Origin of the sequence: Bradyrhizobium diversitatis (assembly GCF_016031635.1) — a bacterium.
Classification (GTDB): domain Bacteria; phylum Pseudomonadota; class Alphaproteobacteria; order Rhizobiales; family Xanthobacteraceae; genus Bradyrhizobium; species Bradyrhizobium diversitatis.
This window is the reverse complement of sequence record NZ_JACEGD010000003.1, coordinates 49,038-64,482: the sequence shown is the minus strand read 5'-3', so window position 1 is coordinate 64,482 and position 15,445 is coordinate 49,038. Positions and strand designations below refer to the sequence as shown.

The window sequence follows — 15,445 nt, the reverse complement described above, 5'->3', positions numbered from 1 at the left end:
CCGATGACCGATCGAGACCGGCAACCCGAAGACACGACCGCGCCGACGCCCGAGCCCGTGGTGTCAAAGCCCTACATCATGCCCGACGATCCCGAGCCGGGCTCGGTCGAAACGTTGCAGAAGGAAGCGGCCGAGGCGCGCGACCGCATGCTGCGGACGCTGGCCGAGATGGAGAATCTGCGCAAGCGCACCACGAAGGAGATCGCCGACGCGCGCCTCTACGGCATCACCGGCTTTGCCCGCGACGTGCTGGACATCGCCGACAATCTCCAGCGTGCGCTCGATGCCGTTCCGGCCGAAGCGCGTGCTGCGGCCGATCCCGGCCTCACGGCGCTGATCGAGGGTGTCGAGTTGACCGAGCGCTCGCTGCACAGCGCGCTCGAGAAGCATGGCGTGAAGAAGCTCGATCCGCAGGGCCAGAAGTTCGACCCGAATTTCCACCAGGCGATGTACGAAGTGCCCGATGCGTCGGTGCCGTCAGGCACCGTGGTGCAGGTTATGCAGGCCGGCTACACCATCGGCGAGCGCGTGCTGCGCCCGGCGCTGGTCGGTGTCGCCAAGGGCGGTGCGAAGGCAACTCCCGCTGCCAACAACAATGAATCGAATGGCGCGCCGAACTGATCGATCCTCATGGTGCGCAAAGCGGCCGGTTGAGGCTCTCCTCTGGGAGAGTCTTCGCTGGTGAGACAGCGCTCTCCAAGCCTCCCGCAAGCAAGCGAGGGAGGGAGCGCATCTCGCTTGCGGATGCAGCTATCCCTTCGGCTGGATGCCGTCGCGAACGGCGCGAAAGCGGGTGAAGGCGGGCAGCCACTGGTCGCGTGGGGCGCTGGCGATGATGCGCAATGATGCGCCGCCAGTCGAGAAGCGGATCCACTGCACCACGGTCACAGGGATCTTGTCCTTGCCGCTGACGCCGTCGATCCGGGTCTCGAAACCCTGCTGGCCGTTGATGCGAATCGGCTCGGACATGGTGATGCGCGACTCGCGCACGCCGGGAATCTGGAGCGCCGCCTCCTGGGCGAAGCGGGCGCGGTCGTCGGCCTGCTGCGGGGTGGCGCCGATCACGCCGAGAATCATGAACGGCTTCGACTCGTAACCCGTGCTCTCATCGCCGTCGGCGAGGATGATGCTGCTGCCCGGCGCGAGCGTTCGGATGTCCTTGAAGTTGGCGAGATCGGTGATCTTGAACGGCATCAGCGCGATCTGCTCTTCAGCCGAGACCTGCCTGCGGGTGACTGTGCTCGCAAACATCTGCCGCACCGCTTCATCCGTGTAGATCTTGGTCGCATTCTCCGGGATCTGCACCGCGACATAGCCGGAGAAGCCGGCGCCGGGCACGATCATCGAATAGCGCTTCACCGGGGTATCGCCGGCCTTGCCGCTTTCGGTGGTGAAATAGGCGAGGCCCGCGGGGGTCTCGATCTTGTCCTGCGTGACGCCATTGGTCCCGGCGGGATTGGCATTGAAGGCGCTCACGACCTCGCCATAGGCCGCCGGCGGCAGCTCGGTGACCAGTACCTTGACACTGCCATCCTCGCTCTCGAAGCCCGGAAAGGTCTTGGCGGTGCTGAGGCCGATCAGCGGCACCATGCCGAGGCGCAAGCCAGGTGGGAAAACGGCGTCGGCGGCAAGGGCCGGAAACACTGTTACGGCGAGGAGGGCCAGCGCGGCGAGGGGGCGGATCAGCTTCATGGGCACTCTGATTGGTTCACATTGAGGCCGTTCGATGGTCGGCCGCCGGGCCGCTTTGTCGCGCGAAGCAGTTGCGCCGGCTGTCCGGCCGGTTCGCCTTTTAGCGGGTTTGGCCCTGCCGCAACAGGGCAGGGCCTGTTGCGGGTGGCAGGGGCTTGCCGAGGCCCGAACCTGTTAATAATTCCACACCCGCAAGGGCGGCTGAGCCCGACATCATCTTTCAAAACCCAATGTTTTCGCGGCAGAAACGTAGCTTCGGTCCTTGCGGGCCCCTCCCCCCCTCCTATATGAGCCTCAATCATCGCAATATCGCGGATGTTTGATCTTAGGGGGTTTCGGTTCGGGTGCCTTCTGGGCCCAGCCAACCTGCCGCAAAAAGAAGGGTATCAGGACCATGGGAAAGGTCATTGGGATCGACCTCGGCACCACGAATTCGTGCGTCGCCGTGATGGATGGCAAGAACGCGAAAGTCATCGAGAATTCCGAAGGCATGCGCACGACGCCTTCGATCGTCGCCGTGACGGACGACGGTGAGCGCCTCGTCGGCCAGCCGGCCAAGCGCCAGGCCGTCACCAATCCCGAGCGTACCTTCTTCGCAGTGAAGCGCCTCATCGGCCGCCGCTACGACGATCCGATGGTCGAGAAGGACAAGAAGCTCGTCCCGTACAAGATCGTGAAAGCCTCCAACGGCGACGCCTGGGTCGAGGCCGACGGCCAGACCTACTCGCCCTCGCAGGTCTCGGCGTTCATCCTGCAGAAGATGAAGGAGACCGCGGAAGCCCATCTCGGCCAGAAGGTCGATCAGGCCGTCATCACCGTTCCCGCCTACTTCAACGACGCCCAGCGCCAGGCGACCAAGGACGCCGGCAAGATCGCGGGCCTCGAAGTGCTGCGCATCATCAACGAGCCGACCGCGGCCGCGCTCGCCTATGGTCTCGACAAGACCAAGGCCGGCACCATCGCCGTGTACGACCTCGGCGGCGGCACCTTCGATATCTCCATTCTCGAAATCGGCGACGGCGTGTTCGAGGTGAAGTCGACCAACGGCGACACCTTCCTCGGCGGCGAAGACTTCGACATGCGCCTCGTGGGCTATCTGGCCGACGAGTTCCAGAAGGAGCAGGGCATCAACCTGCGCAACGACAAGCTTGCGTTGCAGCGCCTGAAGGAAGCCGCTGAAAAGGCCAAGATCGAGCTGTCCTCGACGACGCAGACCGAGATCAACCTGCCGTTCATCACGGCGGACCAGACCGGCCCGAAGCATCTGACGATGAAGCTCACCCGCGCCAAGTTCGAGGCGCTGGTCGACGACCTCATCCAGAAGACCGTCGAGCCCTGCCGCAAGGCGCTGAAGGATGCCGGCGTCACCGCCGGTGAGATCGGCGAAGTCGTGCTGGTCGGCGGCATGTCGCGCATGCCGAAGGTCCAGGAAGTCGTGAAGCAGCTGTTCGGCAAGGAGCCGCACAAGGGCGTCAATCCGGACGAAGTCGTGGCGATCGGTGCCGCGATCCAGGCCGGCGTGCTCCAGGGCGACGTCAAGGACGTGCTGCTGCTCGACGTGACCCCGCTGTCGCTGGGCATCGAGACGCTGGGCGGCGTGTTCACCCGCATCATCGACCGCAACACCACGATCCCGACCAAGAAGAGCCAGGTGTTCTCGACGGCTGAGGACAATCAGAATGCCGTCACCATCCGCGTCTTCCAGGGCGAGCGTGAAATGGCGGCCGACAACAAGATGCTCGGCCAGTTCGACCTGATGGGCATCCCGCCGGCTCCGCGCGGCATGCCGCAGATCGAGGTGACCTTCGACATCGACGCCAACGGCATCGTCAACGTCTCGGCCAAGGACAAGGCCACGGGCAAGGAGCAGCAGATCCGCATCCAGGCCTCGGGTGGTCTGTCGGAAGCCGACATCGAGAAGATGGTCAAGGACGCCGAGGCCAATGCCGAGGCGGACAAGAAGCGCCGCGAGGCCGTGACCGCCAAGAACGAGGCCGACGGCCTGGTGCATTCGACCGAGAAGGCGCTGGCCGAGCACGGTTCGAAGGTCGCCGAGAGCGAGCGCCGCGCCATCGAGGATGCCGTCAGCGACCTTAAGGAAGCGCTGAAGGGCGACGATGCCGAGGCGATCAAGGCCAAGACCCAGACGCTGGCGCAGGCTTCGATGAAGCTCGGCGAGGCGATGTACAAGCAGCAGGCCGAGGCCGACGCCAAGAAGGATGCGGCCAAGGACGACGTCGTCGATGCGGAATTCACCGAGGTCGACGACGACAAGAACAACAAGAAGTCCGCTTAAGCCCCGAGAGGGTGACGATGCGGGCGACCTGGACCCCACACGCGCTACCGGCCTCCTCCCTCGCGGGGGAGGCCGTCGCGTCGGGGCGGACGGGCCAAGACTCCCTCGAAGTCGGCCCCGTTACGATCGATCAATTCCCAGCCGTTATTCTCAGCGCTGCCATGCTGCCCTCTGCCGCAAGGTCGAAGGGCTCTTATATCGCCGTATGTCAGCGTTGTTCCGCGCCAACTTGAATCGCGATTGGATAGACCGAGCTCAGCATGTCCACGTCCACCAAGCGCTGCTATTACGAGACCCTCGAAGTCGAACGCGACGCCGACGAATCCAGGCTGAAATCGTCGTTCCGCAAGCTGGCCATGAAATTCCATCCCGACCGCAATCCCGGGGATGAGACCAGCGAGGTCAAGTTCAAGGAAATCAACGAGGCTTACGAGGTCCTGAAAGACAAGGACAAGCGCGCGGCCTACGACCGCTATGGCCACGCCGCGTTCGAGCAGGGCGGCGGCTTTGGCGGCGCTGCCGGTTTCGGTGCGGGCTTCGCCTCCTCTTTCTCCGACATTTTCGAAGACCTGTTCGGCATGGCCGGTCAGCGCGGCCGCGGCGGCCGCGAGCGCGGGGCGGACCTGCGCTACAACATGGAAATCACCCTCGAGGAGGCCTTTGGCGGCAAGACCGCGCAAATCGAGATCCCGGTCTCGGTCACCTGCGAGGCCTGCTCGGGCATCGGTGCCAAGGCCGGCACCAAGCCGAAGACCTGCTCCACCTGCGGCGGCGCCGGCCGCGTGCGGCAGTCGCAGGGCTTCTTCACGCTCGAGCGCACCTGTCCCGGCTGCCAGGGCCGCGGCCAGATGATCGAGGACGCCTGCCCGGCCTGTGCCGGCCAGGGCCGGGTCACCCGCGAGCGCACGCTGTCGGTCAACATTCCGCAAGGCGTCGAGGACGGCACACGGATCAGGCTCGCCGGCGAGGGCGAGGCCGGAGTCCGCGGCGGACCGCCCGGCGACCTCTACATCTTCCTGTCGCTGGCCCAGCACCAGTTCTTCCAACGCGACGGCGCCGATCTGCATTGCCGCGTGCCGATCTCGATGGTGACGGCCGCGCTCGGCGGCGAATTCGAGGTGCCGACAATCGAGAAGGCCAAGACCAAGGTGAAGGTGCCCGCCGGAACCCAGTCGGGCCGCCGATTCCGCATTGCATCAAAGGGTATGCCGGTGCTGCGCTCGCGCCAGATGGGCGACATGTATGTCCAGGTCGTGGTCGAGACCCCGCAGAATCTCACCAAGAAGCAACAGGAATTGCTGGCCGAGTTCGACAAGCTCTCCTCCGGCAACACCCAGCCGGAATCCGAGGGTTTCTTCGCCAAGGTCAAGGATTTCTTCGGTAATCGGGCGAGTTGACTTGTCTTGACCGTACCGTCTTCGGCCTATACGTCTTTATGACCATTTTCTGACACGCCGCGGTCCCGCGGTCCCGTCCGGTCCCAACATGCCATTGCCATCGTCCGCGCGTGCGTTGAAGAAGCCTCGACTCGATGACGAGGTGCGCTTTCTCAGGTCGTGGATCGAAAAGCCGCTGCACATGGGCGCGGTCATGCCGTCAGGCAAGCTGCTGGCGCGGACCATGGCTCATTACGTCGATGTCGATTCGGACGCACCGGTGGTCGAGCTCGGACCCGGCACCGGCGCCATCACCTCGGCCTTGATCGAGCGCGGCGTCGATCAGAAGCGTCTTGTCCTCGTCGAATACAATCCCGGCTTCTGCGCGCTGCTGCGCGATCGCTACCCACAAGCCAAGGTGGTGCAGGGCGATGCCTATCGCCTCCGCGACACGCTCTGGAATGTCTTGAGCGCGCCGGCTAGCGCTGTCGTATCGGGCCTGCCGCTCGTCACAAAACCGATGCTGACGCGGCTGCGGCTCATTCGCGACGCCTTCACCGCGCTCGCGCCCGGCGCGCCCTTCATCCAGTTCACCTATGCGGTGGTGCCGCCGATCCCGAAATCGCTGCACGGCGTGTCCACAGAGGCTTCGGAACGGATCTGGATGAACCTTCCGCCGGCCCGCGTCTGGGTGTATCGCAAGGATTAATTCCGCCGGCTCCTCCTTTAGCGCGGCGGGCCCGTTTCGCCGAACGCATGGGATTGGATGTCCGCGCCCAGAATCCTGATCATTCCCGGCTCGCTGCGCACCGGCTCGCACAATGCGAAGCTGGCAGCGCTCGCCGCGTATGAATTCGCTCAGGCCGGCGTCGACGTCACCCGCATCTCGCTGGCCGATTTTCCGCTGCCGATCTACGACGGCGATCTCCAGGCCAAATCCGGAGTGCCCAAGCACGCCATCAATCTCAAGCGCATGATCGGCGCCCATCACGGCATCCTCATCGTCTCGCCCGAATACAACGCCTCGGTGCCGCCGCTGCTCAAAAACGCGATCGACTGGGTCAGCCGCGTGCACGAGCTGCACGAGGCGCGCGGCGAGGTGTTCCGCAACCGCGTCTTCGCGCTTGCCGGCGCCTCGCAGAGCCGGCTTGGTGCTGCCCGCGCGCTCCAGGCCTTGCGGCTGATCCTCTCCTCGTGCCACGCCAATGTGATTGCCAGCCAGCTCACGCTCGCCTTTGCCGACCAGGCCTATGACGATATGGACAGGCTGAAGAACGAGGGCGATATCGCCGCGTTGAAGGAGCTGGTAGCGCAGTTGATCGACGTTTCCCAACGCATGATGTGAGGTGACATGACGCCAGCCGAGATCGCCCCCAAGGACCGCCTGATCGTTCCGCTCGACGTGTCGAGCCCGGAGGCTGCGGAGGCGATGGTCGCAAGGCTCGGCGACAGCGTCACGTTCTACAAGATCGGCTATCAGCTGGCCTATGCCGGCGGCCTGCCGCTGATCGGCAAGCTCGCCGGCGAGGGCAAGAAAGTGTTTGCCGATCTCAAGATGCACGACATCGGCAACACCGTGATGCGCGGTGTCGAGAGTGTCGCCAGGCTGGGGGCGACCTTCCTCACCGTCCACGCTTATCCGCAGACCATGAAGGCGGCGGTCGAAGGGCGTGGCGGATCGAGCTTGAAGATTCTCGCGGTCACGGTGCTGACCTCGTACAATGACGACGACCTGCACGCGGCCGGATATCGGCTCGGCGTCTCCGATCTGGTCGAAGCGCGCGCACAGCAGGCACAGGTGCTCGGCATCGATGGACTCGTCTGCTCGCCGGAAGAGGTCGGTGCCTTGCGCAAGATCGTCGGCCATCAGATGAGCCTCGTCACGCCCGGCATCCGTCCGGCGGGCGCACCGACCGGCGACCAGAAGCGCGTCATGACACCGGGTCGTGCGATCGCGGCGGGCGCCGACTATCTCGTCGTCGGACGGCCGATCCTCGAGGCCTCCGATCCCAAGGCGGCGGCCGACGCAATCCAGGCCGAGATCGTGCAAGCGCTCAGCTAATCAACAAGGGAGAAGAGCAATGGCAAAGGGCTACTGGATCGGGCGTGTCGATGTGAGCAGTGACGAGGGCTACAAGCCCTACGCCGTCGCCAACGGTCCGATCTTCAAGAAATGGGGCGGCCGCTTCGTCGTTCGCGCCGGCAAGTTCACCACCGTCGAAGGCGCCAGCCGCACCCGCAACGTCGTGATTGAATTTCCGGACTACGAGACCGCGCTCGCCTGTTACAATTCACCGGAGTACCAGGCCAACATCAAGGTGCGCCAGCCGCACTCGGTCGCCGACCTCATCATCATCGAAGGCTATGACGGCCCGCAGCCGCAGGAGGGCTGAGGCTGCAGTCATTCCGGGGCGATGCGCAGCATCGAACCCGGAATCTCAAGATTCCGGGTCTGGTCCTTCGGACCATCCCGGAATGACGGCCTATGATCCCCCTCGGTTGCCGGAACTGCATCCCCCCGCTACAACGGCGGCTCAGAGGATCACACCATGTCCGACATGCGCTTGATTGTTGCAGGAGCCGGCGGCCGGATGGGCCGGGCGCTGACGCGGGCGATTGCCGAGAGCAAGGGCGCGGTGCTGGCGGGCGCACTGGAGGCGCCGGGTTCGGAGCTGCTCGGCAAGGATGCCGGCGTGCTCGCAGGCCTGCCGGCCAACGGCATCAAGCTGTCCGCCGATCTCTGGGCGATGTCCAGGGATGCCGACGGCATCCTCGACTTCACCGTCCCGGCGGCGACCATCGCCAATGTCGCGATCGCCGCCGAGCGCGGCATCGTCCACGTCATCGGCACGACCGGACTGTCCGGCTCCGACAACGCCGTGATCAAGAGCGTCACCAATCGCGCGGTGGTGGTGCAGTCGGGCAATATGAGCCTCGGCGTCAACCTGCTCGCCGCCGTGGTCAAGCGCGTCGCCAAGGCGCTCGATCAGAGCTTCGACATCGAGATCGTCGAAACCCATCACCGCATGAAGGTCGACGCGCCCTCGGGTACGGCGCTGATGCTGGGCCAGGCCGCAGCCGGCGGCCGCGGCGTCACCCTCGATGACCATTCCGAGCGCGGGCGCGACGGCATCACCGGCGCGCGCAAGCCGGGCAATATCGGTTTCGCCTCCTTGCGCGGCGGCACCGTCGCCGGCGACCACAGCGTCACCTTCCTCGGCCCGTTCGAGCGCCTGACGCTGTCGCATCAGGCCGAGGACCGCATGCTGTTCGCCCATGGTGCGCTGAAGGCGGCGCTGTGGGCGCATGGCAAGGCGCCGGGGCATTACTCGATGGCCGACGTGCTCGGCCTCGCCGATTTCTGATTGAGCAAACGGAAAGCAGTCAATGAGCGAACGTCTTCTCGTGCTCGTGCGCCACGGCCAGAGCGAATGGAATCTGAAGAACCTGTTTACGGGGTGGAAGGATCCTGATCTCACCGAGCTCGGCGTGAACGAAGCCAAGGAAGCCGGCCGCAAGCTCAAGGCACAGGGTCTCGTGTTCGACGTCGCCTTCACCTCGGTCCTGACGCGCGCGCAGCACACGCTGGATCTCATCCTCGCCGAGCTCGGCCAGACCGATCTTCCGACCTCGAAGAACCTCGCGTTGAACGAGCGCGATTACGGCGATCTCTCCGGTCTCAACAAGGACGATGCGCGCAAGAAATGGGGCGAGGACCAGGTGCTGATCTGGCGCCGTTCCTACGACGTGCCGCCGCCCGGCGGCGAAAGCCTGAAGGACACGCTCGCGCGCGCGCTGCCGTACTACGTGCAGGAGATCCTGCCCGCCGTGCTCAACGGCAAGCGCACCCTGGTCGCCGCCCACGGCAACTCGCTGCGCGCGCTGATCATGGTGCTGGAGAAGCTCTCGCCCGAGGGCATCCTGAAGCGCGAGCTCGCCACCGGCGTGCCGATCATCTACCGGCTCAATGCGGATTCGACGGTGGCGTCGAAGCTGGACCTGGCGGGTTGATTTCTTCGCCTGTCCCCGCATGCGGGGAGAGGGAGAAGACCTACTGCAGCCCCAGCTGCCCGGCCTCCCAGCCCAGCATCGCCTGCTTGCGGGTGATGCCCCAATGATAGCCGGTGAGCGTGCCGCTCTTGCCGAGCGCGCGGTGGCAGGGCACGACGAAGGAGACCGGGTTCTTGCCGACGGCGGCGCCAACGGCGCGCGAGGCCTTCGGGCTGTTGATGTTGCAGGCGATGTCGGAATAGGACACCGCACGCCCCATCGGGATCTTCAGCAGCGTCTCCCACACCCGCACCTCGAAATCGGTGCCGATCAGGACCACGCGCAGTGGCTGGTCCGGTCGCCACAGCTTGGGGTCGAAGACACGCGCTGCGAGCGGTGCGGTGCCTTCGTGATCTTCCACATAGGTGGCGTTCGGCCAGCGCCGCGTCATGTCGGCGAGCGCAATCTTCTCCTCGCCGTGATCGGCGAAGGCGAGGCCTGACAGGCCGCGATCGGTGGCGATCACGATCGCGGTGCCGAATGGTGAGGAATGGAAGCCGTAGCGCAGGGTGAGGCCGGCACCGCCGTTCTTCCATTCGCCCGGCGACATCGCTTCGTGGGTGACGAAGAGATCGTGCAGCCGGCCGGGGCCCGACAGGCCGGAGTCGAGCGCCGCGTCGAGGATGCTGGCGGAATCCCTGAGCAGGTTCTTGGCGTGGTCGAGGGTGAGCGCCTGCATGAAGGCCTTCGGTGTGATCGAAGCCCAGCGGCGGAACAGATGGTGCAGTTCGTCCGGCGTGACGCCGGCGGCATCCGCCATCGCCTCGATGGTCGGCTGCGCGCGCCAGTTCGCCGAGATGAAGGCGATCGCCCGGCGCACCGAATCATAGTCGCGCAACGCGGCGTTCTGGGTGCCCGGCTTGGCCAGGCGCTGGTCATGTATCGCGAGGGTCATCATGGCCGGAAATGTAGGAGAAGGGGTGGCTCGAAACCACCCGATTTCCGACTGTGCTCAGGTCACCGGATTATAGGTCGGCCCACGCCGCGCCGCGTTCAGGGCTCCGACCAACGCATTGTAAAAGCTTGCTTTTTCTTCTGGCCCGAGAAACCCGGCGATGAGCAGCCGGCGGCCGCGCGAGATCAGATAGAGGTGCTCGATGCCGTATTCCTCGTCGACCTCCTGGTCGAGCCGGACCCAGAGCGGATTGAACGCCCATTCGGCAACCTGGCCACGATGGCTGACGCGCCGCACGCGCAGTTCCGACGGTGTCACCACGATCTCCTCGCTGGCCCGCGCCGCGCGGAAATTGACCTTGAAGGCCCACCAGATCACCAGCACATCGAGACCGAAAAAGCCGAACACCGGCCAGGCGCCCATCATCAGGAAGGCGAGACCGGTGACGAAGCTGACGACGCTCAGGAACAGCATCACGGCGAGGAAGCCGGTGCGGTTCAGCGAGCGGTGCGGCGTCAGCAGCGCGGAGAAGATCTGAGGCTCATCCTCACTTTCAGATCGCGCGCGCTCAATTTCGTTGCCTGTGCTCATCGTCCATCAGTATATCCCGATCATGGCGAAAATCACCCGCAAGCCGGCCCCGCGTAAAGCGGCGGTGCCGAAGAAAAAGGCAAAACCGGTCGCGGCCAAACCGAAAGCGCCCGCGAAGAGATCGCTCAGAGCCACAAGACCCTGGACGCCGGCCGAGATCCACGAGGTCTTTAGTCGTTTCCGCAAGGCCAATCCGGAGCCGAAGGGCGAGCTCGAGCACGTCAATCCGTTCACGCTGCTGGTCGCGGTGGTGCTGTCGGCGCAGGCGACCGACGCCGGCGTCAACAAGGCGACGCGTGCATTGTTCGAGGTCGCGGACACCCCGCAGAAGATGCTCGATCTCGGCGAGGAGCGCCTGCGCGAGTACATCAGGACCATCGGCCTCTATCGCACCAAGGCGAAGAACGTGATCGCGCTGTCGGCGAAGCTGCTCAGCGAATTCGGCGGCCAGGTGCCGCGCACGCGTGCCGAGATCGAGTCGCTGCCCGGCGCCGGGCGCAAGACCGCCAACGTCGTGCTCAACATGGCCTTCGGCGAGCACACCATGGCGGTCGACACGCATGTCTTCCGCGTCGGCAACCGCACCGGACTTGCGCCCGGCAAGACGCCGCTCGAGGTCGAGCTCGGTCTCGAAAAGGTCATTCCGGCAGAATTCATGCTGCATGCCCATCATTGGTTGATCCTGCACGGGCGCTATACCTGCCTCGCGCGCAAGCCGCGCTGCGAGGTGTGCCTGATCAACGATCTCTGCCGGTGGCCGGAGAAGACGGTGTGATCTAATGACAAGGCGGGATTTGTGTTCTAGCAGCGCCGGGTTGAGGTGATCTCGTGAGTCAACAAGAACAGAACGCACCACCCGCATCACCGGCCCCACCGCCGAAGCCGACACAGCGGCCGGCCACGCCGCTCTGGAGCCGGCTCGCGATCCCGCTGTTTGCGGTCATCGTCGCGCTCGCCTTCGTCGCGCTGGCAACGCTGCGCTTCGACGAATGGGTCGGCAATGCGGTGATCCAGACCACCAATGACGCCTATGTGCGCGCCGAGCTGACGCGGCTGTCGAGCCGCGTCTCGGGTGAAGTGCTCAGCGTGGGGGTGACCGATTTCCAGCGCGTCAAGGCCGGCGACCTCCTGATCCAGATCGATCCCGCCGATTACGAGGCGCAAGTCGCGCAGGCCGAAGCTGCGGTCGCCGCGGCGCAAGCCGCGCTCGACAATCTCGCCAACCAGATCGAGCTGCAATATGCGACGATCGCGCAGGCGCAGGCCGCGCGGCTGTCTGCGGAGGCCATGGAGGTCGAGGCACGGCAGGAGCAGGAGCGTCAGCAATCGCTGTCGCAGAGCGAGTCCGGCACGCGCCAGCGTCTCGAGCAGGCGGTGGCCGCCTACGCCAAGGCACAGGCCGACGTGCGCGCGAGCCGCGCCGTGATCGCGGCCCAGCAGCACCAGCTCGAAGTCCTGCAAGGCACCAGGAAGCAGCGCGCCGCCGATGTCGAGGCGGCCAAGGCGACGCTGGCGGGTACGAAGCTCAAGCTTGGATACACGAGGATCACCGCGCCGTTCGACGGGGTTGTCGGCGAGCGCCAGGTGCAGCCCGGCGATTACGTCAATATCGGCACCAACCTCATCAACGTGGTGCCGCTGCCCAAGGTCTATGTGATCGCGAACTACAAGGAGACCCAGCTCACGCACGTGGCACCGGGCCAGCCGGTCGAGATCACCGTCGACAGTTTCCCGCGCGAGAAGCTGCGCGGCCGGGTCGAGCGCATTGCGCCGGCGACGGGTGCACAGGTGGCGCTGCTGCCGCCCGACAACGCAACAGGCAATTTCACGAAGGTGGTGCAGCGCATTCCCGTGCGCATTCAGTTCGATGACGACCAGCCGCTGCTGGCGCGGCTGGTGCCGGGCATGTCGGTGGTCACCAGCATCGATACGAAGGCCGCGAATGGCCGAAAATGACGATGCCAGCCGCGAACCGCTCTCGCGCGGCGGCGTCGCGCCGCAGCCCCTGTTCGCCGTCGCGGCGGTACTGCTCGGCTCGTTCCTTGCCAATTTCGACAGCCGGCTGACCACGGTCGGCCTGCCGGACCTGCGCGGCGCGTTCTCGCTCGGCTTCGACGAGGGCGCCTGGCTCTCGACCGCCGGCATCGGCTCGCAGATCTTCATCGCGCCTGCGGTGGCCTGGCTTGCCACGGTGTTCGGCCTGCGCCGCGTGCTCGGCATCCCCAGCCTCGTCTATGCCGCCGTCTCGTTCATCATTCCGTTCGTGCACGACTATCCGACATTGCTTGCGCTCAGCGTCGTGCATGGTCTCCTGCTCGGCACCTTCGTGCCGGCGACGCTGATGATCGTGTTCCGCAATCTGCCGATCCGCTGGTGGCTGCCGGCGATCTCGATCTATGCGATCCGCGTCGGCTTCGCGTTGGACACCTCGACCTCGCTGGTCGGCTTCTATGTCGACCATCTCGGCTGGCAATGGCTGTACTGGCAGGGCGTGGTGATCGCACCCTTGATGGGCCTGATGGTCTATCTGGGCACGCCGAACGAGCCGGTGAACCGCGCGCTGCTGCGCGAGGCCGATTGGGGCGGCATGCTGCTACTCGGCGCCTCGGTGTCGATGATCTATGCGGGGCTTGACCAGGGCAACCGGCTGGACTGGCTCGGCTCCGGCACGGTGATGGCACTGCTCGCAGCGGGCGCGGTGCTGTTTCTGGCCTTCCTCGTCAACGAGTCCCTGGTGCGGCAGCCCTGGGCACATGTCAACGTGCTGTTCTCGCGCAACATCGGCCTGGGACTGGTCCTGATCCTGCTCTACACGCTGACCAGCCTGTCCAATGCGTCGCTGGTGCCGAACTTCCTCGCCACCATCGCGCTGCTCAGGCCGGAGCAGAGCGGCATGCTGCTGCTCATCTGTGGCGCCTTGCCGATGTTCGTGCTGGTGCCGGTCTCGATCTGGCTGCTGCGGCATTTCGATACGCGGACGGTGATCGTCGTGGGCTTTGCCTGCTTCGCCGCGGCCAATCTCTGGGGCACGCAACTCAACCACGACTGGGCGCGCGAGGACTTCGCCGGCATCGTGCTGCTCCAGGCGATCGGGCAGTCGCTGACCTTGCTGCCGCTGATCATCACGCTGCTCTCCAACTCCGATCCCAGCCGCGCCACCTCCTTTGCCGCCTATATCCAGATCATGCGGCTCGGCGGCGCCGAGATCGGCGTGGCGCTGATGGGCACCTGGCTGCGCGTGCGCGAGCAGGTCCATTCCTTCTATCTCGGCCAGAACCTTGCGGTCGGCGATGTCGATGTGGTGCAGAGGCTGCAGCAACTCGCCGACCACTTCGCCGCCCATGGCACAGGATCGGCGCAGCCGCGCGCGGTCGGCACGCTGGCGGGCATCGTCCAGCGCGAGGCCAATGTGCTCGCCTATATCGACGGCTTCTGGCTCTGCTTCTGGCTCGCGATAGCCGCGCTCGCAATCGTCGCGCTGGTCACCCGCGCGCCGACGGGTCCCTTCACGCCGGCGCTGTTCGGCTTCGCCAGGATGCTGCTGCGAAAGTGTGGTGTGCGGGCCGCCTGAATGCGGTGATGGTTGGTTCGTTCGCTCGCGCGAGGCGGGTGGTCACCTCTCCCGCAAGCGCAAGCGGGAGAGCACAATCACCGCACCTGCCGCGCCGGCTCGATCAGCTCTGGCCGCGGACCCGACAGGCGCTTGTGCATGTGGACCATGAAGGCCATGGCGAAGATCGGCGTCGCCAGATTGACGATCGGGATCGAGACGAAGGCGGCGATGAAGAGCCCGGCCGTGAAGATCGTGGCGGCGTTGTCACGCCGCATCGCCTTGGCTTCCTCCGGCGGCCGGAAGCGCATCGCCGCGAGCTCGAAATATTCGCGGCCAAGCAGCCAGGCGGCGGCGATGAAGAAGATCAGGAATCCCGCGCCGGCGAACAGCACCAGCGGCAACGCGACCAGATAGACCACGATCGTCAGCAGCGCGGTCTTGATGCCCTCGAGGATCGCCTGGCTGAGCGGCAGCGCCACGCCGGGCCGCTCGGCCGGATAATGCTCGCGCTCGACGATGTCGGCGACGTCGTCGACGAACAGGCTCGCCACCAGCGAGGTGATCGCGGGCATCAGGAAGATGCCGCCGAACACGACCCCGAGGCCCGCCGCGATCGAGACGATCCAGGACAGGACGTCGATCGATGAATGCCAGCCCGGTCCGAGCAGGCCTTCCAGCCAGACCTCGCCATTGGTCGCAAACCAGCTGAGCAGCCGCTGCAGGCCGATCGCCAGCACGGTGATCAGCACCAGCGCCAGGCCGACCGATCGCCACAGGATCGAGCGCATCGGCGGCGAGAGCAGTTGCGACAGCGCCTTGATGGCGGCATCCAGCATGGGAGATCCTCTCAGGTCAACACTTCGCGAGAGGTAGACACCGAATGCGGCTTCGGCAAGGGCGGGTGGCTGCCCAGGTCTGCGGATTGCGGGTCCCGTGTCCCGGACGCAGCGCGGCATGCAATGACGCGCTGCTGAGCCGGGACCCAGGAGCTT

The 15,445-nt window shown here is 65.4% G+C and carries 16 protein-coding genes; 12 read left to right on the top strand and 4 right to left on the bottom strand.

The window, feature by feature from the left end; genetic code table 11:
- Positions 1-3 precede the first annotated feature (3 nt).
- The gene (grpE, locus tag H1B27_RS03305; protein ID WP_197964996.1) at positions 4-621 is read left to right on the top strand and encodes a nucleotide exchange factor GrpE; all 618 of its coding nucleotides are present in this window, start codon (positions 4-6) and stop codon (positions 619-621) included.
- Positions 622-750: 129 nt separating this feature from the next.
- Here the strand turns inward: grpE and H1B27_RS03300 are convergent, their stop codons facing one another.
- Positions 751-1,692, bottom strand: a complete 942-nt coding sequence (locus H1B27_RS03300) for a hypothetical protein (protein ID WP_197964995.1) — start codon at positions 1,690-1,692, stop codon at positions 751-753.
- Between the two features lie 394 nt (positions 1,693-2,086).
- Between H1B27_RS03300 and dnaK the strand changes: the two genes are divergently transcribed.
- The 8 genes from dnaK to H1B27_RS03260 all read left to right on the top strand — a co-directional run bounded on the left by dnaK (position 2,087) and on the right by H1B27_RS03260 (position 9,375).
- The gene (gene dnaK / locus H1B27_RS03295) at positions 2,087-3,988 is read left to right on the top strand and encodes a molecular chaperone DnaK (protein WP_025033017.1); all 1,902 of its coding nucleotides are present in this window, start codon (positions 2,087-2,089) and stop codon (positions 3,986-3,988) included.
- 260 nt (positions 3,989-4,248) lie between these two features.
- Positions 4,249-5,385 (top strand): molecular chaperone DnaJ, encoded by a 1,137-nt coding sequence (gene dnaJ, locus H1B27_RS03290; RefSeq protein WP_061880008.1) that lies wholly within the window; start codon positions 4,249-4,251, stop codon positions 5,383-5,385.
- An 88-nt stretch (positions 5,386-5,473) separates the two neighbouring features.
- The gene (locus tag H1B27_RS03285; protein ID WP_028178941.1) at positions 5,474-6,073 is read left to right on the top strand and encodes a class I SAM-dependent methyltransferase; all 600 of its coding nucleotides are present in this window, start codon (positions 5,474-5,476) and stop codon (positions 6,071-6,073) included.
- Positions 6,074-6,130: 57 nt separating this feature from the next.
- Positions 6,131-6,709, top strand: coding sequence for an NADPH-dependent FMN reductase (locus H1B27_RS03280; protein WP_194390641.1), 579 nt, complete (start codon positions 6,131-6,133; stop codon positions 6,707-6,709).
- A 6-nt stretch (positions 6,710-6,715) separates the two neighbouring features.
- Entirely contained in the window at positions 6,716-7,426 is a 711-nt protein-coding gene (gene pyrF / locus H1B27_RS03275; RefSeq protein WP_061880006.1) for an orotidine-5'-phosphate decarboxylase, read from the top strand.
- Between the two features lie 19 nt (positions 7,427-7,445).
- Positions 7,446-7,757 (top strand): DUF1330 domain-containing protein, encoded by a 312-nt coding sequence (locus tag H1B27_RS03270; RefSeq protein ID WP_197964994.1) that lies wholly within the window; start codon positions 7,446-7,448, stop codon positions 7,755-7,757.
- Positions 7,758-7,913: 156 nt separating this feature from the next.
- On the top strand, positions 7,914-8,729 hold the full coding sequence (gene dapB, locus H1B27_RS03265) for a 4-hydroxy-tetrahydrodipicolinate reductase (protein WP_197964993.1): 816 nt from the start codon (positions 7,914-7,916) through the stop codon (positions 8,727-8,729).
- A 22-nt stretch (positions 8,730-8,751) separates the two neighbouring features.
- Entirely contained in the window at positions 8,752-9,375 is a 624-nt protein-coding gene (locus tag H1B27_RS03260) for a 2,3-bisphosphoglycerate-dependent phosphoglycerate mutase (RefSeq protein ID WP_197964992.1), read from the top strand.
- 40 nt (positions 9,376-9,415) lie between these two features.
- On the opposite strand, the gene H1B27_RS03255 is transcribed toward H1B27_RS03260, so the two are convergent.
- Positions 9,416-10,312, bottom strand: a complete 897-nt coding sequence (locus tag H1B27_RS03255) for a methylated-DNA--[protein]-cysteine S-methyltransferase (protein WP_197964991.1) — start codon at positions 10,310-10,312, stop codon at positions 9,416-9,418.
- Positions 10,313-10,366: 54 nt separating this feature from the next.
- Complete coding sequence (locus H1B27_RS03250; protein ID WP_197964990.1) at positions 10,367-10,900, bottom strand: DUF2244 domain-containing protein; 534 nt, start codon at positions 10,898-10,900, stop codon at positions 10,367-10,369.
- A gap of 22 nt (positions 10,901-10,922) precedes the next feature.
- On the opposite strand from H1B27_RS03250, the gene nth reads away from it, so the two are divergent.
- Genes nth through H1B27_RS03235 form a run of 3 tightly spaced genes read left to right on the top strand, consistent with a single transcriptional unit; the run spans position 10,923 to position 14,471 of the window.
- Positions 10,923-11,675, top strand: coding sequence for an endonuclease III (nth, locus tag H1B27_RS03245; protein ID WP_197964989.1), 753 nt, complete (start codon positions 10,923-10,925; stop codon positions 11,673-11,675).
- Between the two features lie 53 nt (positions 11,676-11,728).
- Entirely contained in the window at positions 11,729-12,856 is a 1,128-nt protein-coding gene (locus tag H1B27_RS03240; protein WP_197964988.1) for an HlyD family secretion protein, read from the top strand.
- Positions 12,843-14,471 (top strand): MFS transporter, encoded by a 1,629-nt coding sequence (locus H1B27_RS03235; RefSeq protein WP_197964987.1) that lies wholly within the window; start codon positions 12,843-12,845, stop codon positions 14,469-14,471. The genes H1B27_RS03240 and H1B27_RS03235 overlap by 14 nt, the downstream gene beginning before the upstream one ends.
- 77 nt (positions 14,472-14,548) lie before the next feature.
- On the opposite strand, the gene H1B27_RS03230 is transcribed toward H1B27_RS03235, so the two are convergent.
- A complete protein-coding gene (locus H1B27_RS03230) occupies positions 14,549-15,289 on the bottom strand; it encodes a sulfate transporter family protein (protein WP_197964986.1) in 741 nt (246 codons plus the stop codon).
- Positions 15,290-15,445 lie beyond the last annotated feature (156 nt).